Consider the following 26,025-nt stretch of genomic DNA (forward strand, 5'->3'; position numbering starts at 1 on the left):
ACTGAGCATCTCAGCTGTATTGGTTGAGCTTCCCAATGGAGATGACGACAAATGTCTCTTGCCGCCAACTCGCCTCTCTACGCCGTAACCGCCGGTATCGTCAACGCAGCCAAAGGTGCTCATGCCATCGAACGGGTCAAGGCGGTGCTGCGCGAACACACCGACCGCTTCCATGCATCAGGCGTGCTCGCGCATGAGGAAGACGACGATGAGGTGCTGCTGCATGCCAGCCCTGACTTGACCATCTACCACATCACGCTGTCGCCCGGCCTGCGGTACCCGCCGCACAACCATCTGATGGATGCGCTGATCGGCATCTACAAGGGTAGCGAGACCAACTTCATCTATCCCGTCGACGGCAGCGAGATCGATGCGCCGGAACGCCACGACATCGCGGCGCCCGCGGTGGTGCACATGACCCCTGATACTGTGCACGCGGTGGCCAACACCGGCAGCGCCCGCTCAGGCGCACTGCATGTCTATCTCGGCAATCTGACGGAGACCCACCGCCACATGTGGAGCCCGGACAGCACCCACGCCGAGCCGTTCGACAATGAGCGGTATCTGGCTGGGGCGAGGCCGATTGGGCCCTGACCGGGAAAGCGGAAGAAAAGTGAGCCTGCTGCGCAGCGGCGCGAGCGAGCGTTCTGCGTCGCCGCGCCCAGATAACAGTCCCCGCGTACCGGCCATTTCAAGACATCGCAGCGAGTTTATAGCGCAGTCAGGCTGACGACTGGGGTAATAAATGAAGAAGCCCGGAGGCGGCGTCCAGTTCTCCAGCACTCGAATGAGGCGGTGCTCGGCAACGTGTTCCGCGACCTGCTCTTCATATGTGAGGCCAAGACCGGCTAGCGGATCGCAGGAAATCACAGTTTCGGCGGAAATGGCGCGCCCGAAGAGATTCGAACTCCTGACCCCCAGATTCGTAGTCTGGTGCTCTATCCAGCTGAGCTACGGGCGCGCAACAGGCCATGCTTTACATAGCCCCGCTAACCGATCCTGACGACCGGCCGCGACAAGACGTGTTCCCTAGCGACTGAATTTCCGAAAAGCAAGCCAATCCGGCAAAAGTTTTGTCGCAGCTGCTTTCGACGGTGCCGATCAAGGTGTGCTGAGATTCAGCTCAGTCCGGCTTCGGCTGAATATCAAATACAGCTCAGGCCGGGCGGCGCAGGCCGCTGCGGGCCTGGTCGAGGCGGACCGGCTGGTCGGGGATGGTGACGGCGAAGGTGGTGCGTCCGCCGATCGATTCGACCAGCTCCACCGTGCCGCCATGGGCGCGGATCAGTTCGTGCGCGATGGCCAGGCCAAGGCCGGTGCCGCCGCTGCGGGCCGAGCCGCGAAACGCCGCGAACAGATTTTCTCGAGCCTTCGCCGGCAGGCCGGGACCGGTGTCGGTGACAATGATGCGGCTTACGCTGCCTATGCGCTCGGCCGATACGGCGAGCCGGCGCACCAGCGCGCTCTCGGCGTCGGCCGCCATCGCCTGGACCGCGTTGCGACAGAGATTGGTGAGCACGCGAAACAGCTGGTCGGAATCGGCATCGACCTCGAAAGCGAGCTCGACGGCATTGACGAACTCGATGCCGTCCTCGATGTCGAGCAGGCCGTGGACGTCGTCGACCAGCTGGCGCAGCCGCAAGCGGCGGCGTGAGGGCGCCGGCTCCTGCGTGCGACCATAGTGGAGCACGCCTTCGGAATAGGAAACGGCTCGGTCGAGCGCGCGCAACAGCTTTGGCGCGAAGGCCTGCACCGTCGGGTCCTTGACCAGGCGCAAGCGGTCCGACATCAGCTGCGCCGAGGCCAGGATGTTGCGCATGTCGTGGTTGATCTTGGAGACGGCGAGGCCAAGGTCGGCAAGGTGCTTCTGCTCCGACAGCATCTTTTGCAGCCGTTCCTGCATCTGCGACAGTTCGCGCTCGGCAACGCCGATCTCGTCGGCACGGGCGGCCGGGTGGATGATGCGCCCTGGATCGTCGGGCGCCTCGGAAAAGGACAGCATCGAGCGCGTCATGGTGCGGATCGGGCCGATCATGATCAGGTCGATCGCGGCATAGACCAGCATTGCGGTGAACAGCGAGATCAGCAGCGAGACGAAGGCGACGTTGCGCGAATAGCGCAGCATGGCGTTGCGCAGGGAATAGTCGGGCATGATCAGCTCGAATTCCTTGTCGCTGTCGCCGACCGGGCCGAACACCCGCAGCATGCGCTTGCCGCCGAAGAACAGCGTATCCAGCGCCCCGGTCATGCCCTTGATCATGCCGACATTGGCGATATCGATATGCTCGTCGACCTGCGGCGGCATCTCGGCCACCACCAGCAGGCGCGACACGCCGCCGTCGCGCACCGCGATCGCCTTGGCGCCGATTGCCATCAGCACGTCGTTCTGGGCGGCGCGGGAGAGCGAATTGGGCTCGCCCTGCACCAGCACGATCGACACCGCGGCAGCGGTGCTTAGCCTCTCCTTCAGCCAGGCCAGGCGGTAGCTGGCGATCCAGGGCAGGAAAATGAGGACTTCGGCCAGGAGCACGAAGACAATGGTGAGCAAGAGCAGCTTGGTCGACAGGCCGCGCGCCAAGGGCACTGAACGATTGGGCACCGAACGGCTCGCAACCGGGCGAACGGTCGCCGGGCTGGCATCGGCTGTCGACGGGCCGCTCCCTTCATCCGCTGATGCAACTTCGCTCATTAAGGCCTGTCTTCACAAACGCTTGATCGGTTGAGATTAGGCGATTGCGGCTTTTTTGCCAATTTCATCCTTCGTTGGACAATGGTACCAGCAATAAAGATCGCCTCGAATTGGGTTTTCGCGCTGCGACGAACTGGCGTTCGCGCTGCGACGAACTCATAGTTCGCGCTGGATTGACTCCCAAAACCCTTCTTTCTATAAGCCGCTCACGCTCGGGCCATTCGTCCCGGCGCGGTTTCGATCGCGCCAATGCCGGCCCGGCAAAGCTCCTGTTACACAGTGACAGAATCAAGAAGGGCCGCACCCCGCGGTATTAAAACAAATGAAGCGTACCTACCAACCGTCCAAACTCGTCCGCAAACGCCGGCACGGTTTCCGTGCTCGCATGGCCACCAAGGGTGGTCGCGGCGTCGTCGCAGCTCGCCGCAACCGCGGCCGCAAGCGGCTCAGCGCCTGAACGGAAGACGAGATCGTTGCCCGCAACCGGCAAGCCAGTGGGACCAAACCCCAAGCGGCTTCTGAAACGTGCGGAATTCCTGGCCGTCCGCCGCGGTGAAAAGCGGCGCGGGCGGCTTTTTCTCGTTGAAGTTCTCGATCGCAATGACGGCCTGCCGCCGCGCGTCGGCTTCACCGTCACCAAGAAGGTCGGCAATGCGGTTGTCCGCAACCGCGTCAGGCGGCGGCTGAAAGAAGCCGTGCGCACCCATGCCGCAAGTGACATGGCGCCCGGCAATGACTATGTCATCGTCGGGCGTGAAGACGTGCTCACCATTCCGTTCGGCCAGTTGAAGGCCGAACTCTCCCGCCGTCTCAGCGGAACACGATAGGCCAAGGGCTTTCGATGGAAAACAACCGGAACTTCTACATCACCATCGTCTTGTCGGTGCTGATCCTCGGGCTGTGGCAATATTTCTATGTGCTGCCGCGCAGCGAACAGCAGCGCGAGGCGGCCCGCATCGAAGAGCAGCGGGCGGCGGAGCAGAAGAAGGCGGCCGAGGCCGCCAACCCCGGCGGCACGCCGGCGCCCGCAGCGCCCGGCGCCATTCCAAACGCGCCCGGCACCTATGTCACGACGCCGGAAGGCCGCGCGCAGGAAGTGGCCAAGACGGCCCGCGTCAACATCGACACGCCGAGCCTGTCGGGCTCGATCAACCTCACCGGCGCCCGCCTCGACGACCTAAAGCTCAAGCACTACACCGAGACGGTCGACAAGACATCGCCGCAGATCCAGCTGCTCAATCCGCAGGCGCTGCCCACCGGCTATTATGCCGAGATCGGCTTTGTCGGCAGCGACACGACCGGCACGGTGCCGGGCCCGGAAACGGTCTGGAGCGTCGACGGCAATGCGACGCTGACGCCGGCGACGCCAGTGACGCTGACCTTCACCAACGACAAGGGCCTGACCTTCAAGCGCACGATCTCCGTCGACGGCGACTACATGTTCACCGTTTCCGATGCGGTGCAGAATTCAGGCTCGGCCCCCGTCACGCTGTCCAATTACGGCCGCGTCATCCGTTTCGACAAGCCAGCCATTGCCAGCTCCTATGTGCTGCATGAAGGCCTGATCGGCGTCACCGGCACGGAAGGCCTGCAGGAGCACAAATACGCCGACATCGAGAAGAACAAGCTGTATACGCCGAGCAAATCGACCGATGGCTGGCTTGGCATCACCGACAAATACTGGGCGGTCACCCTGGTGCCGACCGAGAAGCAGCCGTTCCAGCCGCACTATGCCTATTACGACAATGGTCGCCCGCGCTACCAGTCGGACTTCCTCACCGACCCGATCACCATTGCCGCCGGGCAGTCGGCGACGGTCGAGACCGAGATCTTCGCCGGCGCCAAGGAAGTCAACAAGATCAACGCCTACGCCCAGGACCGGCAGATCAGGCTGTTCGACCGGCTGATCGATTGGGGGTGGTTCATCTGGATCACCAAGCCGATGTTCTACCTGATCGACACGCTGTACAAATTCTTCGGCAATTTCGGTCTGGCCATCCTTGCCACCACCGTCGTCGTCAAAACCCTCTTCTTCCCGCTCGCCAACAAATCCTATGCGTCGATGGCGAACATGAAGAAGGTGCAGCCCAAGATGCTCGAGATCCGCGAGAAATACGCGGACGACAAGATGAAGCAGCAACAGGCGATGATGGAGCTGTACAAGACCGAGAAGATCAATCCGCTCGCCGGCTGCTGGCCGGTGGCGCTGCAGATCCCGGTGTTCTTCTCGCTCTACAAGGTGCTCTACATCACCATCGAGATGCGGCACGCGCCGTTCTTCGGCTGGATCCAGGATTTGGCCGCGCCCGATCCGACCTCGGTCTTCAACCTGTTCGGCCTGCTGCCCTTCGCGCCACCGGCATTCCTGCCGCATATGGGCGCCTGGGCGGTGGTCATGGGCATCACCATGTTCCTGCAGATGCGCATGAACCCGACGCCGCCGGATCCGACGCAGGCGCAGATCTTCACCTGGATGCCGGTGATCTTCACCTTCATGATGGGCAGCTTCCCGGCCGGCCTCGTCATCTACTGGGCCTGGAACAACACGCTGTCGATCCTGCAGCAGGGCGTGATCATGAAGCGCCAGGGCGCCAAGATCGAATTGTGGGACAATCTGACGGCATTGTTCCGAAAGAAACCCTCGCCGGCTGAATAAAAGGCGTGGCAATCAAAGCCCCGGCTCGTCCGGTGTTTTTGTGGACGAGGCGCGCATCACGTTCCCGTGAGGCGCGAAACTTGCGGCGTGCAACCGGCGTGGCTGCTGCTTGTACCGCCAAGGCCGATCAACACCGATCAGCCCTAATCCGAAGACCATTGTTTTGGATCCGTGACCCCGTCATGTCCACCGCGGGGATGCGGCGCGTGGAATGGGCATTCGCCTTTAAGTATTTGTTATCATTATCATTTTTTACTCACCGAAACTTTCCCGCAATTGCCGCGTAACTCTTCCCGACAATCGAATCAACAATTGTCGCACCAGAAGGGTTCTCCAATGGCAAAGTCCATCCTCAAGGCATTATGCTTTTCCGCCGGCCTGGCTCTATCGGGCCTCGCAGCTACGACGGCCTATACGCTCGCCAATCCCGCCGTTGGCGGCGCTGCGATGCTGACCTCCAAGAACATCGTCGAGAACGCCCTCAACTCGCCGATCCACAAGACGCTGGTTGCCGCCGTCAAGGCCGCCGGCCTGGTCGACACGCTGGAAAGCGCGGGACCCTTCACGGTGTTTGCGCCGACCGATTCCGCCTTCAAGAAACTGCCGGCCGGCACCGTCGCCACGCTGGTGAAGCCCGAAAACAAGGACAAGCTGACCAAGATCCTGACCGCCCATGTCGTGGCCGGCAAGATCTCGGCCAAGGAGATGATGACCAAGGCCAAGGCGATGGGCGGCAAGTATGAGATGAAGACCGTTAGCGGCGACACGCTGATCGCCGAGGTCAAGGGCGGCTCGCTCTACATCGTCGACGAGTCCGGCGGCGCCGCCAAGGTGACGGTCGCCGACGTCAACCAGTCGAACGGCGTCATCCACGTCGTCAACAAGGTGCTGTTGCCGAAGTAACGGTTTTAGGGAACGGCGGATGACGGCGGGCTGCGACTGGCTTTCTCGGTCTGCCTTCCCCACCTCACGGCGAGGTGCCATTCTTTTGAAGCCGCCTTCGCCACCACGGGGTCCTGCTTGTCCTTCGCAGGGCCCCGTTTTTCGTTTCAGGGCGCCTTAGCCGACGGCGCTGCGGTCGACCTGATCGCGATCTGCCGCGGCACCAAGTGAACATCGAAGCCCAGCAGGGCTCGCTCATCGGGCGATTGGTGCTATAGGGCGGATCACGCCATCTAGAATGGCGGCTTTAATTTGCGCCACTCTCGACGGATCTCGCCATGGACGGACCCAACCCAGACATCAAACACCCCATCCCGATGCACACCCGCGTCGGCTTCCTCAAGCCCCTGGTCACCGCGCCGAATATCGAGATCGGCGAGTTCACCTACTATGACGATCCTGACGGACCGGACAAATTCGCCGAGCGATGCGTGCTGCATCATTATCCCTTCATCGGCGACAAGCTGATCATCGGCAAGTTCTGCGCCATCGCGGAGGGCGCGCGCTTCATCATGAACGGCGCCAACCATGCCATGTCCGGCTTTTCCACCTATCCGTTCAACATTTTCGGTCATGGCTGGGAGCAAGGCTTCGACCCGAAGACGTGGTCGCAGGAAGTGCGCGGCGACACGGTGGTCGGCAATGATGTATGGATCGGCATGGATGCGGTGATCATGCCCGGCGTGTCGGTCGGCAATGGCGCCATCGTGGCGGCGAAATCGGTGGTGACGCATGACGTGCCGGCCTATGCGATCGTCGCCGGCAATGCGGCAAAGGTGGTGAAGATGCGTTTCGACGACAGGACGGTGCGGCGGTTGCTGGCTGTGGCGTGGTGGAATTGGCCGGTGGACAAGATCGGCCGCAACCTCAACGCCATCCGGGGCGCCGATATTTCGAGGCTGGAGGCAGCAATTTGAACGCGCTGGGCAACACCGTCATCGGCACCGACCTGTTCACCAAGGGGTGGATCTTCATCCGCGGCGTGCCGGCGATGAAGTTCCTGCCGCCGGAGGGGCCGCCTGAGATCGCCTTTGCCGGCCGCTCCAATGTCGGCAAGTCGTCGCTGATCAATGCGCTCGTCGGCCATAACGGGCTGGCGCGCACCTCCAACACGCCGGGGCGCACGCAGGAGCTCAACTATTTCGTGCCGGGCGGGTTTTCCGGCGAAGGCGCCGACCTGCCGCCAATGGCGCTGGTCGACATGCCGGGCTACGGCTATGCCAGCGCGCCGAAGGAAAAGGTGGACGACTGGACCAAGCTGGTCTTCGATTATCTCAAGGGCCGCGTGACGCTGAAGCGGGTCTATGTACTGATCGATTCCCGGCATGGCATCAAAGCCAAGGACGACGAGGTGCTGTCGCTGCTCGACAAGGCGGCGGTGTCCTACCAGATCGTGCTGACCAAGACCGACAAGATCAAGGCCGCCGGCGTGCCGCGGCTGATCGAAGAGACATTACTGAAGATCAAGAAGCGACCGGCGGCGTTTCCGTTCGTGCTCGCCACGTCGTCGGAAAAGGGCGAGGGTCTGGACGAACTGCGCGCGGCGATCGTGCTGGCCGCCAATGGCGGCTGAGCAAACCAGCTAGGCCTTTCCCTTCGCCTCCACGGCGATCATCTAGTGGCTTTCTTCCTCGGCAAGCTTTTCGGTGCCGTAGGACTTCAGGAACAGGCTGACGCCCGACCGCACGATGTGGTCGATTTCATCCTGGCTCGGCGCCGTGGTGCGGTAGGCGAAGATGCACTGGCGAAACAGGCCGGCGAGGCACAGTTCGGTGAATTGATAGGCGGCAAGATCGACATCATCGATCTTGAGCAGGCCGCGTTCGATGGCTGCATTGAGGAACTTGACCACCTTGTCGTGGCCGCGTTTGGGGCCACGTTCGTAAAACCGCGCGCCCATGTCCGGTATCCTGTCGGAGGCGCCGATCACGGTGCGTTGCGCCTGGATGACCTTGGCCGAGGTGATCTTCATCGACAGCACCTTGCCGAATTTCACCAGCGTCTGGCGCAGATCGTCGGCGCGGTCGAGCATGTCGTACATGTTCTTGAAGATGGTGCCGCGCTCTTCCTCGATCAGCGCCTCGAACAGCTCTTCCTTGTTGGCGAAGTAGACATAGATCGTGCCCTTGGAGACGCCGGCCTCGCGGGTAATGTCGTTCATCGACGCCGCTTCGAAGCCCTTGTCGATGAACACGCGCCGCGCGCCCTCGATGATCTGGCTGCGCTTGACCGGATCCTGGCCCGCCGCCGGGCGGCCGCGACGCGCACTATCCAGCACATCGCACCGATCATTTTCGACGTCGGGTAACGTGTCGGCCATTAAAGTCACACCTCGCGAAATAATTCGAACCGAGCGGTTCGATTGCTCTTGATATGGGCCTGCTTTAGCGCTATGTCAACGTTCGCATCGAACCGAACGGTTCAGTATAACACATTTTCCTTATGTAGCTACGGTAGCGAGATATCATGTCCTCGAACACGCCAACCACCGCCGAAGTCCGCCCCTTTCCCAACGCCAAGGTCTCGCCGGTTATCGAAGCGCCGGAAGCGCCCATCAAGCCTGCCGCCGAAGTTTTGGCCGAGGTGCCGGCCAAGAAGAAGCGGTCGGCTCGCTCGTTCATGCTGCCGATCGTCGGCCTCGCTCTGCTCAGCGCCGGCGCCTGGTATGGCTATGATTACTGGACCGACGGCCGGTTCCTGATCTCGACCGACGATGCCTATGTCCAGGCCGACATGTCGTTCGTCTCGCCGAAGATTTCCGGCTATGTCGATCAAGTCAAGGTCTCGGAGAACCAGCAGGTCAAGGCCGGCGATCCGCTGCTGACGATCGACGACGGCGACTACAGAATAGCCGTTGCCCAGGCGGAGGCGCAGATCGCCACGCTGGCCAAGACGCTCGACCGTATCGACGCGCAGACCAAGGCGGCGCACGCTTCGCTGCAACAGGCGCAGGCGCAGAAGGTCGCCGACCAGGCGGCAGCCGACAATGCCGCTCGTGCCCAGCAGCGCGCCGCGCAACTGGTCAAGACGCATGTCGGCACGCAGGCGCAACTGGACGACGCCCAGACCGCTCTCGACCAGGCCAATGCAGCCCTTGTCGGCGCCGACGCGCAGATTGCAGCCGCACAGGCCAATATCGGCGTGTTCGAAGCGCAGCGCGCCGAATCGGCCAGCACGCTGGCTTCGCTGCGGCTGAACCGCGACAAGGCCGCGCGCGATCTGTCCTTCACCGTGCTCAAGGCGCCTTATGACGGCGTCGTCGGCAACCGCTCGGTCGAGCAGGGCGACCTCGTCAGCCCCGGCCAGAAGCTCGCCGTCGTGGTGCCGCTGGACAAGCTCTACATCGTTGCCAACTTCAAGGAGACGCAGCTGGCCAAGCTGGTGCCCGGCGAGAAGGTGCGGGTCTCGGTCGACGCCACGGACGGCCATGATTTCGAAGGCACGGTGTCGTCGCTGGCGCCGGCTTCGGGTGCGGTGTTCTCGCTGCTGCCGCCGGAAAATGCCACCGGCAACTTCACCAAGGTGGTGCAGCGCATCCCGGTTCGCATCGACGTTCCGGCCGATGTGCTGAAGGCAGGCAGGCTGCGCGCCGGCCTGAGCGTCGTTGTCGCCGTCGACAGCCGCACGGCTCCGGCCGCGGCGAACTGAGCGAACGCCGGGAGCAATGCCATGGCAACCGCAACCATAACAGCAGGAGCGGCGCCGGTGCCTGCCATGCCGGCGGTACCGACGACCATCTCGACGCGCCGCCTCATCGCCTTCCTGGCGATGGTGTTCGGCATGTTCATGGCGATCCTCGACATCCAGATCGTCTCAGCCTCGCTGGCCGAGATCCAGGCCGGCCTCAGCGCCAGTTCCGATGAAATCCCATGGGTGCAGACCGCCTATCTGATCGCCGAAGTGGTGATGATCCCGCTGTCGGGCTTCCTCAGCCGGATGCTGTCGACGCGCGTGCTGTTTGCAGGCGCCGCGGCCGGCTTCACGGCGGCCAGCGCGCTGGCCGCGACCGCCACCAACATCGACCAGATGATCGTCTACCGCGCCATCCAGGGCTTTATCGGCGGCGGCATGATCCCGAGCGTTTTCGCCGCCGCCTTCACCATCTTCCCGCCGTCGCGCCGCGCCATGGTGTCGCCGATGATCGGCCTGGTGGCGACGCTGGCGCCGACCATCGGCCCGACCGTCGGCGGCTATATCAGCCATGCCATGTCGTGGCACTGGCTGTTCCTCATCAATGTCATTCCAGGCATTCTGGTGACGGTCACGACCTGGACCCTGATCGATTTCGACAAGCCCAATCTCGGCCTGTTCAGCAAGTTCGACTGGTGGGGCCTTGCCGGCATGGCGGCGTTTCTCGGCTGCATGGAATATGTGCTCGAGGAAGGTCCGAACCATGACTGGCTGCAGGAACAGGCCGTGTTCATCTGCGCCATCATCATGGTTGTCGGTGCGGCGCTGTTCTTCTGGCGTGCCTTCACCGCCGAGGAGCCTATCGTCGATCTCAGGGCCTTCACCAACGTCAATTTCGCCTTCGGTTCGCTGTTCTCCTTCGTCATAGGCATCGGCCTGTACGGTCTGACCTATCTCTACCCGGTGTTCCTCGGACGCATCCGCGGCTACGATTCCTTGATGATCGGCGAAGCCCTGTTCGTCAGTGGCCTGGCGATGTTCGTCACTGCGCCGATTTCCGGCATCCTGTCGAGCAAGATGGATTTGCGCATCATGATGATGATCGGGCTGTTCGGCTTCGCTGCCGGCACATGGTGGATGACGCATCTGACCGCCGACTGGGATTTCTGGGAATTGCTGATCCCGCAGATCCTGCGCGGCAGCTCGATGATGCTGTGCATGGTGCCGATCAACAACATTGCGCTCGGCACCTTGCCGCCGGACCGGCTGAAGAACGCGTCGGGCCTGTTCAACCTGACCCGCAACCTCGGCGGTGCGGTCGGCCTTGCCGTCATCAACACCGTGCTGATCGATCGCAGCGCCTTCCACTACGCCAGGCTGGCCGAGCATGTGGAATGGGGCAGTGCGGCGGCGCAGACCAAGCTGCAGAACATGACGCTCGACTTCCAGCAGACTCCCGGCCTCGACGCCACCAAGGCGGCGATCTCCAAACTGTCGGGCATGGTCCAGCAGCAGGCGTCGCTGCTGTCGTTCATGGATGTGTTCACCATGCTGACCGTGCTGTTCGCGACCATGGCGGTCTTCACCCTGGTCATCGCCAAGCCGGCGCCGCCCGCGGGCAGCGGTGGCGGAGGCCATTGAGCGCGCCGGACCCCCCGCCTGGCGCCCTCGTGTGTGACCCCGGAAATCACCCCCGATTTCCGGGGTCACGCTTAAGCATCGATCGTTATCAAGCTCCTTGGTCGAACACCCGGCGCGCTATGCTGCGGCAGGCGGCCCAAACCATTTGGTCAGCGAGTCGGTTAGCCCGGCTGCTTCAGGGCCGCCGACCCAGGCCACATAACCGTCAGGCCGGACCAGCACTGCGCGTGGGGCTTCGACTGCCCCCAGCACCGGAAGCTCCCATGCGCCATCGTAGCTGGCGTCGACCAGCTGAATCCGCTCCACCCACGGGCCGATACCAAAAGCGCCGGGCTCACCAAGATTAAGCAGCAGCGGCCGAGCGTCGTGCAGCAGGGCGAAAACCGGCAGCGGACCGGCAGCGGTGACGAGGTCGAGATCCGGCATGCGACGCCCCAGCAGCGGATGCCCCTCGCCAAGATCGTAGTGGATGTCCAGGCCGGATAACATGCCGGCAAAACGCTTGCGCGGTTCTTCCATGCCGAGAAGTTCCGACACTGTATCGCGCAGCGCTTTGGTGCGCTCGTCTTCGCGACGGAGCACGACCGACGCCATGGTGTTTTTCATCACACGCGCGGCAATCGGGTGGCGCTCTGCCTGGTAGCTGTCGAGCAGGCTTTCGGGCGCAGTTTTCCTGACCACCTGGGCAAGTTTCCAGCCCAGATTGACCGCGTCCTGCACGCCGGTCTGCAGCCCCTGTCCACCGTCCGGTGGATGCACATGCGCGGCGTCGCCGGCCAGCAGCACCCGCCCCTTGCGGTATGCGGCTGCCTGCCGGGTCATGTCGGTGAAGCGGGCCAGCGATGTCGGATTGTGGACGCCATAATCGGTGCCGTAGACGGCAATGAGCGCCTCGCTGAGATCGCGCAAAGTTGGCTCGCCGCCAGCCCCGACCTCGCGCTCGGTCACCAGCACCCGTACCGTATCGTCTTCCAGTCTGCTGAGGCCGTGAATTCCGATGGCATCGCGGTGGATACCCCATTGCGGCTCTTCTGTTACCTCGATCTCGGCGATCAAATTGCTGGTTGTCGGCTCGGAACCGGGGAACTCTATGCCCCCCGCCTTGCGCACGAGGCTTCTGCCGCCGTCGCAGCCGACGAGATAATCGGCACGAAGCGACCCGCCATCGCTCAGCGCGACATCGACGCCGCCGCCATCCTGCACGAAGCCTGTCACCTCGCGGCCACGGTAGACCGTGACGCCAAGTTCATCGACCCAGCAGGCAAGGATGCGCTCTGTGTGCTTTTGCCACAGCGCCAGCCCGTAATTGTGGCGGGTGGGGAAGTCGCTGATATCAAGCGAAACGCCGGCGAAGCCTGCGACCTGTGCGGTCTGGCCTTGCGACAGGAACCGATCGGCAATGCCGCGCTGGTCGAAGATCTCGATGGTGCGCGAATGCAGGCCGCCCGAGCGCGCGCCGGCGAGGTCCTGGTTCTCGCGCCGCTCGACGATGGCGACATCGATGCCGGCCAGGGAAAGCTCGCCGCCCAGCATCAACCCGGTCGGGCCGCCGCCGGTGATCACCACGGAATGGGATATTCGCGGCCGGTCCGCATCAACACCGTCGGTCGATTTGGCGCTCGATTTGGGCTCGCCGTCGCGAGCCCGTGCTTTGGTTGGTTGCATAGGTTCTGGCCCTCTCGTTGGGGCTGCGGAATCTACGCATAAAAAGCCGTCTGCCAATTCTTGAAGTTGACTGTTTTCGCCCCAGTTCAAGAGATAAGAGGCGGTCGTCACGCCGGCTCCAAATCCCCACCCCGCTAAAGACGCCGAACGGTCAGGCAGTGGCCGGCTTGAAGCTGAGCGCAACGCCGTTGATGCAATGGCGCAGGCCGGTGGGTGCGGGACCGTCATCGAAGACATGGCCGAGATGACCGCCGCAGCGGCGGCAATGGACCTCGGTGCGGGTCATGCCCAGCGAACGGTCCTCGGTCTTGCCGACGGCGTTGGCAATCTCCTGCCAGAAGCTCGGCCAGCCGGTGCCGGACTCGAACTTGGTGTCTGAGGGGTAGACCGGCAGGTCGCAACCGGCGCAGGCGAAAATGCCCTTGCGATGCTCGTTCAGCAGCGGGCTGGTGCCGGGATACTCGGTGCCTTCCTTGCGCAGCACGTTGAAGGCTTCGTCGGACAGGATGGCGTGCCATTCGGTGTCGGTCTTGGTGACCTCGAAGGTTTCGGCAGCCTTAGCGGGCCCGCCCATGCGCAACGTTGCCGCCGCGCCGGCCACGGCAGCGAGGGCGGCGCCGCTCAAAAGCAAATCTCGACGGTTCATGACAGAAATCCTCCTGCGGGTTGTTTTGCCAAATTTGGCCGCCACTGGAAAATCAAAAGCCGGTGACGGTTGTCCTGCAAACGAACGCTCCACACCGGCTCCGCGCTTGTTGCGGACGGGATGGAGCGCTCGGTCGTTTGCTCGGCCCACGGGGGCGGGGCCGCGCAATCTGCAGGAGCTTACCGCCTGTTCGTCGGCGGCAGGGGCTTTGTTACATCTTCGGCAGCAGGACCTTGTCGATGACGTGGATGACGCCGTTCGACTGCTCGACGTCGGCGATCGTCACATTGGCGACATTGCCGTTCTCGTCGGTCACGGTGACCTTGCCGCCATCAGCCTTGAGCGACAGCTCGCAGCCGCCGACCGTCTTGACCTTGTGGGTGCCGCCATCGGCCTTGGCCATCGAGGCGACATCGGCGCCCATCGCCTTGGCGCCGATGACATGGCAGGTCAGGATCTTGGTGAGCTTGTCCTTGTTCTCGGGCTTGAGCAGCGACTCGACCGTGCCAGCCGGAAGCGCGGCGAAGGCCTCATTGGTCGGCGCGAACACGGTGAACGGGCCGGCGCCCTGCAGTGTCTCGACCAGGCCGGCAGCCTTGACGGCGGCGACCAGTGTCGTGTGATCCTTCGAATTGACGGCGTTCTCAACGATGTTCTTGTTGGCGTACATGGCGGCGCCGCCAACCATCGGATTCTCGGCATAGGCGATTGTGGCGAGGGCGGAGACGGCAATGGTACCGGCGAGCAAAAGGGTGGCGATTCTACGCATAGTGTTCGAACTCCTCGGGGTTATTGTTTCCTCTTTCGGGAACATGAGGAGATACGGAATAGAACTGCCTGAGTTTCCGCGCGCCGGGAAAAATTTATCCTTTATTTTGTCGCCGAATTATCTCCGGAGATCGAATCCGTAATCTCCAGCAGCGTATCCAAAACGAAAACAGCGGAAGATGTACTTCCGCTGTCTTCATTGTCACGTCATGATCTTACGATTTATCAGATGCCCTTCAGGTCGCCCGCGGCAACGACCGGTCCGGTCGGCTGTCCCGTCGTCGAACCGCCCGTCGGCTCGACGCTGACAGCAAGCACGGCGCCTTGCGCCAGCTTCTGCTGCACGGCCGGGGTAACCGGGATATGGGCGACCTGGCCGGCGGGGATGACGCCCATCGAGACCGGAGCATTCTTGCCTTCGATCATCCACAGTTCGAAGTCCTTGCCGGCGGCGCGTTCGCCCGAAACCAGCGACAGGCCGACATCGCGGCGGGAAGCGTCGTAGACGACAAGGTATTTGACATCGCTGCCTTCGGCAGCCAGCGAGGCGACGAGGCGCTCCTGCGGCACGACGACCGGCGACCTGACGTAAGGCACGGCGACATAGAGCACCAGGGCCGCGAGAGCCGCTGCGGTGAGGCCGCGCCAGAAGCTAAGGCTGGACCACAGGCTGCCGCTCGGGGCCGTCATCGACGCCGCGGTGGAGGAGAACAGCCGGCGATCGATAGCCGGCTTGATGGTGGCCGGCGGCTCTACCTCAGCATAAGCGGCAGCCATCGGCGAGAGGTTTACTTCCCAGGAATCGACGAGACGGGCAAAGCCGGTCTCCGCGTCGATGCGTCCGGAGGCTATCTGGCGCTCATCCGCCGGCAGCACGCCGAGAACGTATTCGGCTGCGAGCAGGTCGTCGCCTCCACGTTCCGGTCCATTTTCTTCTGCCAGGGTCATCTTTCCAGACATTCTCTAAGTTTCAACAGGCTGCGGCGCAGCCATGTCCGCATCGTGTTGAGCGGAACCTTGTGACGTTCCGCGAGCTCGGCGTAACTTTCGCCGTTCAAATAAGCACCCCGAACGGCTTGCGCCCGGTCTTGTTCCAACTCTTCAAGGCACTGATAGATGCGCTCGGATTCACCGCCCGCAACAACCATAGCCTCTGGCCCCGGACCGGGGTCAGCCACGTCGAGCGCGGCATCGATATCGGCAGCAGGCTTGCGTCGCGACCGGATGCGATCAATCGCATGATTGCGTGCTATGGCCACCAGCCAGGAGATTGGGCTGAGATCAGAAACAGCGAAACGATCCGCCTTCGTCCACACTTTGACGAAGACCTCTTGCAGCGCTTCTTCCGCATCTCCGCGATCCTTCAATACACGAAGGCACACGCCGAAAAGTTTCGCACTGGTTTGCCGGTAAAGCAGATCGAACGCAGTCCGATCCTTCATCGAGGTCCGGACAATCAGGGTGGAGATATCCTGCGGCGTCATACGGACAAGCTAAGCGATCACAATTTATTTGCAAAGGCAGAAATCTTGTTGTCCACGCAAACGATGTCCGCGCCCGATCGCCAGTAATCGCCGGTCGGTGCCAAGGAAATCGGCTGTCGTTAGCCTCCCGCAGAAAGGGGAACAGCAATGTCGGCCGAACGGATGCTGTGGGAGAACGATGCGACCGGCTTGGCGGAGCTGGTGCATAGAGGCGAATCTCGCCGCCGGACCTTGTCGATGCTGCGAGCGCGCGCGCCGAGGCAACCCGATCATTGTGCATCCGCCGCTTGCCTGAGGCGCCATGGGCCCGAAGGGGGCCGACGAGCTCCTCGAAAACCTGCTCGACAAATTGCATCTGACCCGTCTCTTGGAGATCAGATCCCTGTTTGGGCAATTGATGGACAAGAGCCTGTGGTTCACCCACCGGCCGGCGATCCAGAATGTCAGCGGCCAGCCGTCGATCGCGCTGCCGGTCCATGTCACCGATGCCGGCCTGCCGCTTGGCATCCAGGCCGTCGGCCGCCCCGGCGACGAGCAGGACGCTTTTGTCGCTTGCCGCGCAGATGGAGAAGGTTTCCGGGTGGCTGACGCGGCGGGCGCCGCTCAAGGTGCCGGCCTGATCCGGCAGATTTCATCATCGTGATAGCAAAGCTGTTTGCGGCCTGGGCCAATTCCCGCTAAGACGCCGCCGTCCTTACCCACATCCAGGGAACCATGCCGATGACGGAGATCACCGCCACCGCCGAAATGCAGGCCGCCCTGCTCTCGCGGGCCCTGCCCTATATGCAGCGCTACGAGCACAAGACGGTGGTGGTGAAATATGGCGGTCATGCCATGGGCGATATCGAGCTCGGCAAGGCTTTCGCCCGTGACATCGCGCTGCTGAAGCAGTCCGGCGTCAACCCGATCGTCGTCCATGGCGGCGGGCCGCAGATCGGCGCCATGCTGGCCAAGATGGGCATCGAATCCAAGTTCGAAGGCGGACTGCGCGTCACGGATCAGAAGACGGTCGAAATCGTCGAGATGGTGCTGGCCGGTTCGATCAACAAGGAGATCGTCGCGCTGATCAACGCCGAGGGCGAATGGGCGATCGGCCTGTGCGGCAAGGACGGCAACATGGTGTTCGCCGAAAAGGCGCGCAAGACCATGATCGACCCGGATTCCAACATCGAGCGTGTGCTCGATCTCGGTTTCGTCGGCGAACCGGTCGAAGTCGACCGCACCCTGCTCGACCTGCTGGCGCGCTCCGAAATGATCCCGGTGCTGGCGCCGGTGGCGCCCGGCCGCGATGGCCATACCTACAACATCAATGCCGACACCTTCGCCGGCGCCATCGCCGGCGCCTGCCAGGCGACGCGCCTTTTGTTCCTGACCGACGTGCCCGGCGTGCTCGACAAGAACAAGAAGCTGATCGACGAGCTGACGGTGGCCGAAGCCAAGGCGCTGATCAAGGACGGCACGGTGTCGGGCGGCATGATCCCCAAAGTCGAGACCTGCATCGAGGCGATCGAGCGCGGCGTCGAAGGCGTCGTCATCCTCAACGGCAAGACGCCGCATGCGGTGCTTCTGGAACTGTTCACCGAACACGGCGCCGGCACGCTAATCGTGCCCTGATCGGCAACTGGCTTGGCGGCCAGTTGGTCGGCTGGCCAGCCCTTAGGCAGGCTGGGGCAGGCGCGCGATGACCTTTATCTCGAAGTCGAAGCCGGCTAACCAGTTGACGCCGACCGCCGTCCAATTGGTGTAGGGCGGTTCACCGAACACCTTCAGCCGAACGGCATCGATCACGGGCCATTGCGTTGCCGGATCGGTGTGGAAGGTGGTCACGTCGACTATATCGTCGAACGTGGCGCCCGCTGCTTTCAGCACTGCCGCGAGATTGTCGAAGGCAAGCTGGACCTGCTTTTCGAAGACAGGTTCGGGCGACCCGTCCTCGCGGCTGCCGACCTGGCCCGAGACAAACAAAAGATCGCCCGATCGGATTGCAGCAGAATAGCGATTGATCTCGTAGAGAGCCTGCCTGCCGGCAGGAAAGATCGCGTCACGTTTGGTCATTTTCACTCCATTGTCCGGGGCACTCACATACGTCCCGTATGCATGAGGTGGGTACATACGCCGCGTATGTCAATACGCATACGGTACGTATCTATGAATGGCAGCGAGCCGGTCAGGTGCCGGCCGAGATCGCGACAGCCGCTTCGGCCGGCTTGAGCGGCGGGCGCATGACGACCATGGATTCCTCATCGGCATCCTGCGGCGCGCCCCAGAACTCAGCCAGCGTCGGACCATCCTTGAGGCGGCGGTCGCGGGCCAGGAAACCCCAGACCTCGCGGAACCACACGCGGCGGCCCATTTGGGTGTACCAGCGCATCGAATGGCGCTGTTCGGGATCGGGGTGGAAGAGAATGCGCGCCAGCGCCTTCGGCCGCGACTGCACCGCGACCTCGATCAGCTTGACCGAGAAGAACAGCATCCACGGTTTCAGCCGGGTCATCTGCAGCACCTGGTGCTTGTAGTCCCACAGCCGGGCATCCGTCTGGATCACCTTGCGGTCCTTGGCGATGCGGAAGAACGGCGTCCAGCGGTGCGGCGTGACATAGAGCGCCTGGATCTGGTCGGGGTCGTAGGCAAGCAGCTGGCGAAAGCCGCGCCACAGATCGCGAAAGGTCTCATCCTCGAACCCCGCCACCCAGGTCGCCATGGACAGTATGCCATGCTGGCGGAGCAGCCGGATCGCCTCGCGGTCGGATGAGGTGCTGCCGCCCTTGCGGATCAGTTGAAGCGTCTGCTGGTCGGTGTTTTCCATGCCGAGCAGCCAGCGGATGACGCCGGCCTTGCGATAGAGGTGCAGGATGTCGGCATCGCGCACGATGTCGTCGGCCCGGGTCGAGCCGACGATCAGCACCGGCACGTTCTCGGCGATCAGCGCATCGAGAAAGGCGCGCCAAACCTTCTTCGATACGGTCGGGTTTTCGTCGGCGAGGTTGATCAGTTCGACGCCGTGCTGGCGGTGCAGCCAGGCAATCTCCTGCGCAAATTTTTTGGGGTCGCGGTGCCGCCAGCGGGTCCAGAAACCGCGCTGGCCGCAATAGTTGCACAGATGCGGACAGCCCCGCGAAAACTGCATGACCACGGCGCGCTTGCCGCCCCAATAGCTGTAGCGGCGGTGATCGATCAGCTCCCAGCCGACGCGGTACTCGTCCAGATTGGCAGTGGTCCCGGCCGGCCGCGTCGCGAAGGGGCGGCCGAGATCGTCGCGATAGGCGATACCCGCGACATCGCCCAGCGGCCGGCGATTGTCCAGTGCCACGACCAGGGCAAGGATGGTTGCCTCGCCCTCGCCGCGCACGATGAAGTCGAAGACATCGCTCGCCGCCAATATGTCGCGCCAGTGATAGGTCGGGAACACGCCGCCATAGATCACCAGCGTCGCCGGCTCGAGCGCCTTGACCATGCGGGCGATCGCGAGCGCGGTGGGATGCGCCGAGGTCGAGCCGGAGTGGCCGATCAGGATGCAATCGGGCTGGCCGCTGAGCGCATCGCGCACCAGAGTTTCCAACGGCATCGGCCCGAATTCGGCATCGACCAGCCGGACTTTATGGCCGGCGTCGATAAGCGGGCCGCCCAGTGCCAGCAGGCCGAGCGGTGGCAGATGGTCATCGGGCACGCGGCTGCCGATGGCGGTGTGCGGCGGATTGATCAGCACGATGTTCATGACGGACCTTTGAGCGACGGTCCGCATGGCGTAGCCGGCGTTTCAGTTTCGCATTTGGGCTCCGTTCAGCAGTTTGCGTGCAGCTTTTCCGCAGAAATGGCGGTGCGTGTCCTACCGCCTGAGGTGGGCGAGCGGCACGTGGCCCGGGCCCTTGATGTTCTGCAGCACCAGCTGGGTGTGAACGTCGCGCACGCCGGCAAGGCGCATCAGGCGGTGCATGACGAAGGCGTTGAGTTCGTCGACCGACGGCACCATGACGTGCAGCAGGAAATCGTGGTCGCCGGTCATCGTCCAGCATGACGACACTTCGTCCATGCGTTGCACGGCGGCGATGAAGGTTTCGGGCGAACCGTCGCTGTGGCTGGTGAGCCGCACCTGGATGAACACCTCGACCATCAGGCCGACGGCGCGGCGGTTGAGCACGGCGGCAAAGCCCTTGATGATGCCGGCCTCCTGCAGCGCCTCGAAGCGGCGGGCGCAAGGCGTCGTCGACAGGCCGATCTCCTGCGCCAGTTCGGACACGGGCTTGCGTCCATCGCGCTGAAGCACATCCAGCATCTTGATCTCGAAATCGTCGAACTGAGGCATTTTCACTCTCTTTCAGCTTCTGCTTGGTGATTTTTACCTCAAATCATGGACCCAAGCCATCATCAAAGCTGAATTGCCTCGCCGGCCGCCGCTAGACTCTGCGGACAGATTCAAGTGTCACGATCAGGGGAGAAGAACCATGACGACGATGAGCGTTGCCGAATATGCCCGTGATTGCGCGGCGCAAGGCCTGCGTGGCGACTATTCAGTGTGCCGTTCCGATTTCACCGTGGCGCAGGGCTATGATTACAGCGCCGACGAACAGGCGGTGTGGCGCACGCTGTGCGACCGGCAGACCAAGCTGACGCAGAAGCTGGCGCACCATTCCTATCTCGATGGCGTCGCCGCACTCGGCCTGCTCGACAAGATCCCGGATTTCGGCGCGGTCTCAGACAGGCTGCGCAAGCTGACCGGCTGGGAAATCGTCGCCGTGCCTGGCCTCATCCCGGCCGCGCCCTTCTTCGACCATCTCGCCAACCGGCGCTTTCCGGTGACCAACTGGCTGCGCACCAAGGACGAGCTCGACTACATCGTCGAACCCGACATGTTCCACGACTTCTTCGGCCATGTGCCCATCCTGACACAGCCGGTGTTTGCCGACTTCATGCAGATGTATGGCGAAAAGGCTGAGAGCGTGATTGCGCTGGGCGGTGACGAGATGATCACCCGGCTCTACTGGTACACCGCCGAATACGGGCTGATACAGGAGGAGGGCCAGAAGCTGAAAGCTTTCGGCGCCGGGCTGATGTCGTCGTTCACCGAATTGCAGTTCGCCGTCGCGAGCCCGGACGCGCACCACGTGCCCTTCGACCTCGAAACGGTAATGCGCACCGGTTACGAGATCGACAAGTTCCAGCGCGCTTATTTCGTGCTGCCGTCCTTCGACGTGCTGCGCGATGCGTTCCGGACCGCCGATTTCAAGGCGATCGTTGCCCGCCGCAAGGGGCAGCCGACCCTGGATCCAGCGACGGTTTAGCAAATCCTGAAGGGTTTGCGCGGCACCTATCCCCACCCTTAATCCTCCCCACAAGGGGGAGGGAGATCTCGTTGGCGCTGATTTCCGAGGGTTTCGACACCAAGGCATGGGTAGCGCCGGCAGCAATCCTGTCGCGCCGTTCGCTTTTTTGACATCAGACGGTAATGACTTCGTCACACCGTGGATGACTTCGTCACACCGTGATTACTTTGGTCAGATGGTCGCCTAGCCGGCAGGCAAGTGCGGTGATTGTCGTCGTCGGGTTGCATTCGCCCGACGTGCAGAACACCGACGAGCCGCCGACATAGAGATTGTCCATGCCGTGCACCTTGCAGTTGGCGTCGACCACGCTCTTGGTGATATCGGTGCCCATGCGCGTGCCGCCCATGTGGTGGTGGCCGGCCAGTTCCTCATCCGTCGGGTAGTCCTCGCCATTGGTCAGCCAGTCCATGATGCGGACGCGGCCGAGGTCCTTCTCGATCAGCGTCGTTCCGAACAGCTTGAGCCCCTCGAGGATGGTGCGGCGCTCCAACGGCGACTTCTTCCAGTGCAGCTCGATGCGCGGCACGCCGGCACGGTCGACATCGGTCTTCGACAATTCGATATGGTTCGAGGCCAGCGGCGCCTGTTCCCAGGCGACGTAGAGCTGGGCGGCGCAGCGCAGGTTCTGGCTGAGCTGGTAGGCGATCCATTCGGCGGCCTCGGGCGCGGTGCAGGCGAGGTCGGCAATCAGGCTCTTGACGCCGGCATAGGGCGTCTCGATCAGGCGTATGCCGAAATTCATGATCTGCAGCCGCTCCATGGCGGCGAGCGTCGGCGAGAAGAACGCCTCGTTGACGGCATCAACCTCGAACTCCCTGTAATCGGCCAGGATGGCATTGCCGCCCTCGAAGGTCGGGTGCTCCATCCAGTAGCGGCCAAGTGCCGTGGCGTTCGGCACCACGCCGCCATTCGAGCGCTGGTTCGACCATAGAAGCAGCCGCGAATTCTCCAGCCCGCCGGCGCAGACGATGAAACAATCGGCGCTGAAGGCGCCGGCATCCTTGCCGTTCGACCACAGCCTGGCGCCGGTCACTCGTTTGCCGTCCCCGGCAAGTTCGGTGGCATAGGTGTTGAGCACGAGCGCTATGTTCTTGCTCTTGTCGAGCTCGTCGGAGAATTTCTCGCCAAAGCGCACGGCCGGGCTCTTGATCAGCTGCACCCAGCGTATGTCGTCTGAAATCGGCACATCGGGCTTGAAGTCGGGAAGCTCGAGTATGTCGTGCATCTCGGACAGATAGGGCTCGATGTCGGTCCGGGCGATTGGCCAGCCGGTGTCCGGCGCCCATGCCTTGGGCTCAAAGTCCTGCTTGTCGAGCACGCGGCACCAGCCGGCCCAGTGGTTCGACGACCCGCCCATGAAGCGCAGCCGGGTGATGTCGAGATCGAAATATTGATCGCCGACCGTGGAGCCGCGGTAGAAATCCTGCGACTCGTCGCTGAATTCGCGTGCGCCGGCCTCCAGCACCACGACCGGAATGCCGGCGGCGCCGAGCTTTCTGGCAATGGTGGTGCCGGCCGGCCCGGAGCCGAGAATGCAGACCTTGGGCTTGAAATCCGAGGCTCGAAACGCCTCATAGCTGTCGAAGATCATGCCAGGTCGCTCCGCTTCAGGATCCAGCCATTGACCACGACGATCTCGTCGGGATCGGACGGGGGGCGGTCGCTGTCAGGCTGCTTGCGAAAAAGCTGTAGCGCCGGCATCGCAATCAGCGCCTGCACGATGGTGCGGCGCGATATTTTCCTGATGAAGAAACTCATGACACGTCTCTGGATGGGGGCTTCGATCCACGCATGGCGTTCCCTGAACGGCACACGTACCGGCCAGACATGCCATTCCCGTGCCAAGCCTTGCCTGTAAACGAGTTACAACCCGGTAAACGGCGCAGTTGCGTGGAAACAATGTTGGCGATCCGTTAACAGCCCCACCACCAACACCTCAGGCAGCTTCGGAAATATCCCGGTCTAGGATCGACAAATTGCGGCCGCGGTGCTTCGCCTCGTAGAGCCGGCGGTCGGCGGCGCGCATCAGGTCCGAGACATCGGCATCTTGCGCACAGGTGATGCCGCCGATCGAGACGGTCAGCGGCACCGTGCGCTCGTCGACCGGACGAAAGCGGACCAGCTCGACTTCACGGCGGATGCGCTCGGCCACGCGCCGGGCTTCGGCTTCCGTAGCGCCGACCAGGAAGGCGCCGAACTCCTCACCGCCAATGCGGCCGAGCACGTCGCCGCTGCGGACGCCGCGCTCGATGGCGCTGGCGATCAACACCAGTGCGTCATCGCCGGTCAGATGGCCGAAACTGTCGTTGATCGCCTTGAAATGGTCGGCGTCGATGATCAGCAGCGCGCCGCGATCGGATTTGCGCCGCGAGCCGTCCAACGCGGCAAAGAAGCTCTCGCGGTTGAGCATGCCGGTCATGTCGTCGCGGCTCGCCTTCGCCGACAGGCGCCGATGCGCGGCGGCGAGCTGGGCATGCGCGCGGGCGAGATCGCGATGCGCGTTTTTCAGTCGGTCGCTCTGCCAGAAGGTGCTGGCGCAGGCGATCCAGGCGAGCGCCAGCGGGCACACCGTCGATGTCAGCCAGACAGTGCGGTCGACCGGAAAACCCATGGCGGGAACGATGATCAGCGTCAGCAAAAGCGAGATGGCTACCGAGCCGAATGCGACCGCGGCGGACTTTAAGACTATGCGACTCATCGCTGGCTCCCACTGAACCGTCTCTGTGCCAGCAAGCCCTGAAGGCCACCTTTCCGTGATGGCTAAAATTTGAATGGTGAGCCCATTTTTTACAACTCTAGATGCACATAGGTTGTGGATAAGCTCTACATCAGAAAGGGGTTCGAACGGCAGATATTTCATGCCATAAGGACGCCATGACCACGCTGCCCGATCCCGCCCGCTTCGCCCATGTCACCGACTGGGTGTTCGACCTCGACAACACGCTTTATCCGCACCATTCGAATCTGTTTTCGCAGATCGACGTCAAGATGACGGCCTATGTCGGAGAACTGCTCACGCTACCGCGCGAGGAAGCGCGCAAGCTGCAGAAGGAACTCTATCTCGAATATGGCACGACGCTGAACGGGCTGATGACGCGCCACGGCATCGACCCCGACGATTTTCTCGAAAAGGTGCACGACATCGACTATTCGTGGCTGGTGCCGGATCCGGTGCTGGGCACCGCCATCCGCCAGCTGCCCGGCCGCAAGTTCATCTTCACCAATGGCGACCGCAGGCACGCCGAGCGCACCGCGCGCCAGCTCGGCATACTCGACCATTTCGACGACATTTTCGATATCGTCGCCGCCGGGCTGACGCCGAAGCCGTCGCGGCAGACCTATGAGAAGTTTGCCGAACTGCACGCCGTCACCGGACACAATGCGGTGATGTTCGAGGATCTCGCCCGCAACCTGGAGGTGCCGAAATCACTGGGCATGACCACGGTGCTGGTGGTGCCGCGCAATTTCGAGCCGACCTTTGCCGAGATCTGGGAACGCGATCCGGCCAATGAGGACGACGTCGATTTCGTCACCGACGATCTCGCGACGTTTCTGACGGGGATAGTGGAGGGGGTAGAGGAATTGAGGAGCTGAAGAATTGAAGAACTGGTGAAAGGGAGACCGATCCGGACCTCCTTTTCCTCAATTCTTCAGTTCTTCAATTCCCGGTTCCCCTACTCCCCCAACTTGTAGAAGCGGCTGATGATCCCCCAGGCCTCGTCGGCGGCGTCGACAAAGTCGATGATATCCTGGTCGCCGGGCGTGATGGTGCCTTGTTCGGCCAGGAAATCGAGGTCGATCGCGCGCTGCCAGAACGCCTTGCCGAACAGGATCACCGGCACGCGTTCCATGCGGCCGGTCTGGATCAGCGTCAGCGTCTCGAAGAACTCGTCCATGGTGCCGAAGCCGCCCGGAAACACCGCGACGGCCTTGGCGCGCATCACGAAATGCATCTTGCGGATGGCGAAATAGTGGAAGTTGAAGCACAGCTCCGGGGTCACATAGGCGTTCGGCGCCTGCTCGTGCGGCAGGACGATGTTGAGGCCGATCGACGGCGCGCCGACATCGTCGGCGCCGCGATTTCCCGCCTCCATCACGCCTGGGCCGCCACCGGTGACGACGACGAATTCGCGGTAGTAGGACGTGGCCGATTGCTGTGAGCAGAGGCGGGCGAATTTGCGCGCCTCCTCGTAGTATTTGCTGTTTTCCTCGAGGTTTTTCTTCTGCGTCTCGTTCTTGGCGGCCCAGGCCTCGCCGCCGGGCTCGGGAATACGCGCGCCGCCGAACAGGATGACCGTCGAGCGGATGCCGCGCTCGGCAAGGATCATTTCGGGTTTCAAGAGCTCAAGCTGCAAGCGCACAGCGCGCAACTCCCGGCGCGTCATGAAGTCGGGATCGTTCCAGGCCAGCCGGTAGGTTTCGGCGCGAGTCTGCGGCGTGTCGGGAACGCTTTTCGAGCGCTCCAGATCCTCGTCCGAATGCGGCAGCGGCGTCCATCCCGCCTTTTCCATAGGAGTCATATGCTTTCTACCCGTCCCAACAGTTCACTTGCGCCGTTCCATGGCGCACGCGCGATTGACCCC

The 26,025-nt window shown here is 62.7% G+C and carries 27 protein-coding genes, 1 tRNA gene and 1 pseudogene; 13 read left to right on the plus strand and 16 right to left on the minus strand.

Features of this window, described 5'->3' with window-relative positions; genetic code table 11:
• Positions 1 to 51: 51 nt before the first annotated feature.
• Entirely contained in the window at positions 52 to 594 is a 543-nt protein-coding gene (locus tag NLY33_RS04715; protein WP_023703783.1) for an autotransporter, read from the plus strand.
• A 132-nt stretch (positions 595 to 726) separates the two neighbouring features.
• Here the strand turns inward: NLY33_RS04715 and NLY33_RS04720 are convergent.
• The 3 genes and pseudogenes from NLY33_RS04720 to NLY33_RS04730 form a co-directional block, all read right to left on the minus strand.
• Positions 727 to 852: pseudogene (locus NLY33_RS04720) on the minus strand (LysR family transcriptional regulator); the annotation flags it as partial.
• Positions 853 to 884: 32 nt separating this feature from the next.
• A tRNA-Arg gene (locus NLY33_RS04725) sits at positions 885 to 961 on the minus strand.
• Positions 962 to 1,156: 195 nt separating this feature from the next.
• Positions 1,157 to 2,689 (minus strand): ATP-binding protein, encoded by a 1,533-nt coding sequence (locus NLY33_RS04730; RefSeq protein ID WP_023703784.1) that lies wholly within the window; start codon positions 2,687 to 2,689, stop codon positions 1,157 to 1,159.
• Positions 2,690 to 3,011: 322 nt separating this feature from the next.
• Between NLY33_RS04730 and rpmH the strand changes: the two genes are divergently transcribed.
• The 6 genes from rpmH to yihA all read left to right on the plus strand — a co-directional run bounded on the left by rpmH (position 3,012) and on the right by yihA (position 7,860).
• Complete coding sequence (gene rpmH / locus NLY33_RS04735; RefSeq protein ID WP_008833937.1) at positions 3,012 to 3,146, plus strand: 50S ribosomal protein L34; 135 nt, start codon at positions 3,012 to 3,014, stop codon at positions 3,144 to 3,146.
• 16 nt (positions 3,147 to 3,162) lie between these two features.
• Entirely contained in the window at positions 3,163 to 3,516 is a 354-nt protein-coding gene (rnpA, locus tag NLY33_RS04740) for a ribonuclease P protein component (RefSeq protein ID WP_023672264.1), read from the plus strand.
• Positions 3,517 to 3,530: 14 nt separating this feature from the next.
• Positions 3,531 to 5,345, plus strand: a complete 1,815-nt coding sequence (gene yidC, locus NLY33_RS04745) for a membrane protein insertase YidC (protein WP_023709266.1) — start codon at positions 3,531 to 3,533, stop codon at positions 5,343 to 5,345.
• Between the two features lie 336 nt (positions 5,346 to 5,681).
• A complete protein-coding gene (locus NLY33_RS04750) occupies positions 5,682 to 6,248 on the plus strand; it encodes a fasciclin domain-containing protein (protein ID WP_023696020.1) in 567 nt (188 codons plus the stop codon).
• Between the two features lie 317 nt (positions 6,249 to 6,565).
• The gene (locus NLY33_RS04755) at positions 6,566 to 7,204 is read left to right on the plus strand and encodes a CatB-related O-acetyltransferase (protein WP_023673243.1); all 639 of its coding nucleotides are present in this window, start codon (positions 6,566 to 6,568) and stop codon (positions 7,202 to 7,204) included.
• Positions 7,201 to 7,860 carry a ribosome biogenesis GTP-binding protein YihA/YsxC gene (yihA, locus tag NLY33_RS04760; RefSeq protein WP_023703785.1) on the plus strand — a complete coding sequence of 220 codons (660 nt, stop codon included), beginning with the start codon at positions 7,201 to 7,203 and terminating at the stop codon, positions 7,858 to 7,860. Before NLY33_RS04755 ends, yihA begins: the two co-directional genes overlap by 4 nt.
• Positions 7,861 to 7,902: 42 nt before the next feature.
• Here yihA and NLY33_RS04765 read toward each other — a convergent pair whose 3' ends face one another.
• A complete protein-coding gene (locus tag NLY33_RS04765; protein ID WP_023750784.1) occupies positions 7,903 to 8,607 on the minus strand; it encodes a TetR/AcrR family transcriptional regulator in 705 nt (234 codons plus the stop codon).
• Positions 8,608 to 8,753: 146 nt separating this feature from the next.
• On the opposite strand from NLY33_RS04765, the gene NLY33_RS04770 reads away from it, so the two are divergent.
• Both NLY33_RS04770 and NLY33_RS04775 read left to right on the plus strand, forming a co-directional pair.
• Positions 8,754 to 9,935, plus strand: coding sequence for an HlyD family secretion protein (locus NLY33_RS04770; RefSeq protein ID WP_023703787.1), 1,182 nt, complete (start codon positions 8,754 to 8,756; stop codon positions 9,933 to 9,935).
• 21 nt (positions 9,936 to 9,956) lie between these two features.
• On the plus strand, positions 9,957 to 11,558 hold the full coding sequence (locus NLY33_RS04775; RefSeq protein WP_023696025.1) for a DHA2 family efflux MFS transporter permease subunit: 1,602 nt from the start codon (positions 9,957 to 9,959) through the stop codon (positions 11,556 to 11,558).
• Positions 11,559 to 11,675: 117 nt separating this feature from the next.
• On the opposite strand, the gene NLY33_RS04780 is transcribed toward NLY33_RS04775, so the two are convergent.
• The 5 genes from NLY33_RS04780 to NLY33_RS04800 all read right to left on the minus strand — a co-directional run bounded on the left by NLY33_RS04780 (position 11,676) and on the right by NLY33_RS04800 (position 16,121).
• Positions 11,676 to 13,223: an FAD-dependent monooxygenase gene (locus NLY33_RS04780; RefSeq protein ID WP_023750785.1), complete on the minus strand. Its 1,548-nt coding sequence runs from the start codon at positions 13,221 to 13,223 to the stop codon at positions 11,676 to 11,678.
• Between the two features lie 151 nt (positions 13,224 to 13,374).
• The gene (gene msrB, locus NLY33_RS04785; RefSeq protein WP_023703789.1) at positions 13,375 to 13,869 is read right to left on the minus strand and encodes a peptide-methionine (R)-S-oxide reductase MsrB; all 495 of its coding nucleotides are present in this window, start codon (positions 13,867 to 13,869) and stop codon (positions 13,375 to 13,377) included.
• A gap of 211 nt (positions 13,870 to 14,080) precedes the next feature.
• Positions 14,081 to 14,638, minus strand: a complete 558-nt coding sequence (locus NLY33_RS04790; protein WP_023693011.1) for a fasciclin domain-containing protein — start codon at positions 14,636 to 14,638, stop codon at positions 14,081 to 14,083.
• A 224-nt stretch (positions 14,639 to 14,862) separates the two neighbouring features.
• Positions 14,863 to 15,585 carry an anti-sigma factor gene (locus NLY33_RS04795; protein WP_023703790.1) on the minus strand — a complete coding sequence of 241 codons (723 nt, stop codon included), beginning with the start codon at positions 15,583 to 15,585 and terminating at the stop codon, positions 14,863 to 14,865.
• The gene (locus NLY33_RS04800; RefSeq protein WP_023673234.1) at positions 15,582 to 16,121 is read right to left on the minus strand and encodes a sigma-70 family RNA polymerase sigma factor; all 540 of its coding nucleotides are present in this window, start codon (positions 16,119 to 16,121) and stop codon (positions 15,582 to 15,584) included. Before NLY33_RS04800 ends, NLY33_RS04795 begins: the two co-directional genes overlap by 4 nt.
• Before the next feature lie 301 nt (positions 16,122 to 16,422).
• On the opposite strand from NLY33_RS04800, the gene NLY33_RS04805 reads away from it, so the two are divergent.
• Complete coding sequence (locus NLY33_RS04805) at positions 16,423 to 16,764, plus strand: amidase family protein (RefSeq protein WP_023707751.1); 342 nt, start codon at positions 16,423 to 16,425, stop codon at positions 16,762 to 16,764.
• Between the two features lie 77 nt (positions 16,765 to 16,841).
• Complete coding sequence (gene argB, locus NLY33_RS04810; protein WP_013528489.1) at positions 16,842 to 17,735, plus strand: acetylglutamate kinase; 894 nt, start codon at positions 16,842 to 16,844, stop codon at positions 17,733 to 17,735.
• Between the two features lie 42 nt (positions 17,736 to 17,777).
• On the opposite strand, the gene NLY33_RS04815 is transcribed toward argB, so the two are convergent.
• The 3 genes from NLY33_RS04815 to NLY33_RS04825 form a co-directional block, all read right to left on the minus strand.
• On the minus strand, positions 17,778 to 18,176 hold the full coding sequence (locus NLY33_RS04815) for a RidA family protein (RefSeq protein ID WP_023687463.1): 399 nt from the start codon (positions 18,174 to 18,176) through the stop codon (positions 17,778 to 17,780).
• Between the two features lie 112 nt (positions 18,177 to 18,288).
• The gene (bchE, locus tag NLY33_RS04820) at positions 18,289 to 19,836 is read right to left on the minus strand and encodes a magnesium-protoporphyrin IX monomethyl ester anaerobic oxidative cyclase (protein ID WP_023703792.1); all 1,548 of its coding nucleotides are present in this window, start codon (positions 19,834 to 19,836) and stop codon (positions 18,289 to 18,291) included.
• A 111-nt stretch (positions 19,837 to 19,947) separates the two neighbouring features.
• Positions 19,948 to 20,424 (minus strand): Lrp/AsnC family transcriptional regulator, encoded by a 477-nt coding sequence (locus tag NLY33_RS04825; protein ID WP_023687465.1) that lies wholly within the window; start codon positions 20,422 to 20,424, stop codon positions 19,948 to 19,950.
• Between the two features lie 139 nt (positions 20,425 to 20,563).
• Between NLY33_RS04825 and phhA the strand changes: the two genes are divergently transcribed.
• A complete protein-coding gene (gene phhA, locus NLY33_RS04830; protein ID WP_023687466.1) occupies positions 20,564 to 21,400 on the plus strand; it encodes a phenylalanine 4-monooxygenase in 837 nt (278 codons plus the stop codon).
• 193 nt (positions 21,401 to 21,593) lie between these two features.
• On the opposite strand, the gene NLY33_RS04835 is transcribed toward phhA, so the two are convergent.
• The 3 genes from NLY33_RS04835 to NLY33_RS04845 form a co-directional block, all read right to left on the minus strand.
• Positions 21,594 to 23,033 carry a GMC oxidoreductase gene (locus tag NLY33_RS04835; protein WP_023707749.1) on the minus strand — a complete coding sequence of 480 codons (1,440 nt, stop codon included), beginning with the start codon at positions 23,031 to 23,033 and terminating at the stop codon, positions 21,594 to 21,596.
• Positions 23,030 to 23,200: a hypothetical protein gene (locus tag NLY33_RS04840; RefSeq protein ID WP_023687468.1), complete on the minus strand. Its 171-nt coding sequence runs from the start codon at positions 23,198 to 23,200 to the stop codon at positions 23,030 to 23,032. Before NLY33_RS04840 ends, NLY33_RS04835 begins: the two co-directional genes overlap by 4 nt.
• A 178-nt stretch (positions 23,201 to 23,378) precedes the next feature.
• Positions 23,379 to 24,140 (minus strand): GGDEF domain-containing protein, encoded by a 762-nt coding sequence (locus NLY33_RS04845; RefSeq protein WP_023681345.1) that lies wholly within the window; start codon positions 24,138 to 24,140, stop codon positions 23,379 to 23,381.
• A 176-nt stretch (positions 24,141 to 24,316) separates the two neighbouring features.
• Between NLY33_RS04845 and NLY33_RS04850 the strand changes: the two genes are divergently transcribed.
• Positions 24,317 to 25,036, plus strand: a complete 720-nt coding sequence (locus NLY33_RS04850) for a pyrimidine 5'-nucleotidase (RefSeq protein ID WP_023687469.1) — start codon at positions 24,317 to 24,319, stop codon at positions 25,034 to 25,036.
• 80 nt (positions 25,037 to 25,116) lie between these two features.
• Here the strand turns inward: NLY33_RS04850 and NLY33_RS04855 are convergent, their stop codons facing one another.
• Positions 25,117 to 25,962 carry an LOG family protein gene (locus NLY33_RS04855; protein ID WP_023707748.1) on the minus strand — a complete coding sequence of 282 codons (846 nt, stop codon included), beginning with the start codon at positions 25,960 to 25,962 and terminating at the stop codon, positions 25,117 to 25,119.
• Positions 25,963 to 26,025: the final 63 nt, after the last annotated feature.

Source organism: Mesorhizobium sp. C432A (genome assembly GCF_030323145.1).
Lineage (GTDB): Bacteria > Pseudomonadota > Alphaproteobacteria > Rhizobiales > Rhizobiaceae > Mesorhizobium.

Excerpts from the sequence above, each read along its gene's own strand:
- phhA (WP_023687466.1), top strand. The coding sequence starts at position 20,564 with ATGACGACGATGAGCGTTGCCGAATATGCCCGTGATTGCGCGGCGCAA.
- yidC (WP_023709266.1), top strand. The coding sequence starts at position 3,531 with ATGGAAAACAACCGGAACTTCTACATCACCATCGTCTTGTCGGTGCTG.
- NLY33_RS04730 (WP_023703784.1), bottom strand. The coding sequence starts at position 2,689 with ATGAGCGAAGTTGCATCAGCGGATGAAGGGAGCGGCCCGTCGACAGCC.
- NLY33_RS04840 (WP_023687468.1), bottom strand. The coding sequence starts at position 23,200 with ATGAGTTTCTTCATCAGGAAAATATCGCGCCGCACCATCGTGCAGGCG.
- NLY33_RS04800 (WP_023673234.1), bottom strand. The coding sequence starts at position 16,121 with ATGACGCCGCAGGATATCTCCACCCTGATTGTCCGGACCTCGATGAAG.
- NLY33_RS04770 (WP_023703787.1), top strand. The coding sequence starts at position 8,754 with ATGTCCTCGAACACGCCAACCACCGCCGAAGTCCGCCCCTTTCCCAAC.
- NLY33_RS04715 (WP_023703783.1), top strand. The coding sequence starts at position 52 with ATGTCTCTTGCCGCCAACTCGCCTCTCTACGCCGTAACCGCCGGTATC.
- NLY33_RS04790 (WP_023693011.1), bottom strand. The coding sequence starts at position 14,638 with ATGCGTAGAATCGCCACCCTTTTGCTCGCCGGTACCATTGCCGTCTCC.
- rpmH (WP_008833937.1), top strand. The coding sequence starts at position 3,012 with ATGAAGCGTACCTACCAACCGTCCAAACTCGTCCGCAAACGCCGGCAC.
- NLY33_RS04780 (WP_023750785.1), bottom strand. The coding sequence starts at position 13,223 with ATGCAACCAACCAAAGCACGGGCTCGCGACGGCGAGCCCAAATCGAGC.
- NLY33_RS04805 (WP_023707751.1), top strand. The coding sequence starts at position 16,423 with ATGGGCCCGAAGGGGGCCGACGAGCTCCTCGAAAACCTGCTCGACAAA.
- bchE (WP_023703792.1), bottom strand. The coding sequence starts at position 19,836 with ATGAACATCGTGCTGATCAATCCGCCGCACACCGCCATCGGCAGCCGC.
- NLY33_RS04795 (WP_023703790.1), bottom strand. The coding sequence starts at position 15,585 with ATGACCCTGGCAGAAGAAAATGGACCGGAACGTGGAGGCGACGACCTG.
- NLY33_RS04855 (WP_023707748.1), bottom strand. The coding sequence starts at position 25,962 with ATGACTCCTATGGAAAAGGCGGGATGGACGCCGCTGCCGCATTCGGAC.
- NLY33_RS04815 (WP_023687463.1), bottom strand. The coding sequence starts at position 18,176 with ATGACCAAACGTGACGCGATCTTTCCTGCCGGCAGGCAGGCTCTCTAC.
- argB (WP_013528489.1), top strand. The coding sequence starts at position 16,842 with ATGACGGAGATCACCGCCACCGCCGAAATGCAGGCCGCCCTGCTCTCG.
- NLY33_RS04835 (WP_023707749.1), bottom strand. The coding sequence starts at position 23,033 with ATGATCTTCGACAGCTATGAGGCGTTTCGAGCCTCGGATTTCAAGCCC.
- NLY33_RS04765 (WP_023750784.1), bottom strand. The coding sequence starts at position 8,607 with ATGGCCGACACGTTACCCGACGTCGAAAATGATCGGTGCGATGTGCTG.
- NLY33_RS04845 (WP_023681345.1), bottom strand. The coding sequence starts at position 24,140 with ATGAGTCGCATAGTCTTAAAGTCCGCCGCGGTCGCATTCGGCTCGGTA.
- NLY33_RS04750 (WP_023696020.1), top strand. The coding sequence starts at position 5,682 with ATGGCAAAGTCCATCCTCAAGGCATTATGCTTTTCCGCCGGCCTGGCT.
- NLY33_RS04755 (WP_023673243.1), top strand. The coding sequence starts at position 6,566 with ATGGACGGACCCAACCCAGACATCAAACACCCCATCCCGATGCACACC.
- NLY33_RS04825 (WP_023687465.1), bottom strand. The coding sequence starts at position 20,424 with ATGCCTCAGTTCGACGATTTCGAGATCAAGATGCTGGATGTGCTTCAG.
- msrB (WP_023703789.1), bottom strand. The coding sequence starts at position 13,869 with ATGAACCGTCGAGATTTGCTTTTGAGCGGCGCCGCCCTCGCTGCCGTG.
- NLY33_RS04850 (WP_023687469.1), top strand. The coding sequence starts at position 24,317 with ATGACCACGCTGCCCGATCCCGCCCGCTTCGCCCATGTCACCGACTGG.
- NLY33_RS04775 (WP_023696025.1), top strand. The coding sequence starts at position 9,957 with ATGGCAACCGCAACCATAACAGCAGGAGCGGCGCCGGTGCCTGCCATG.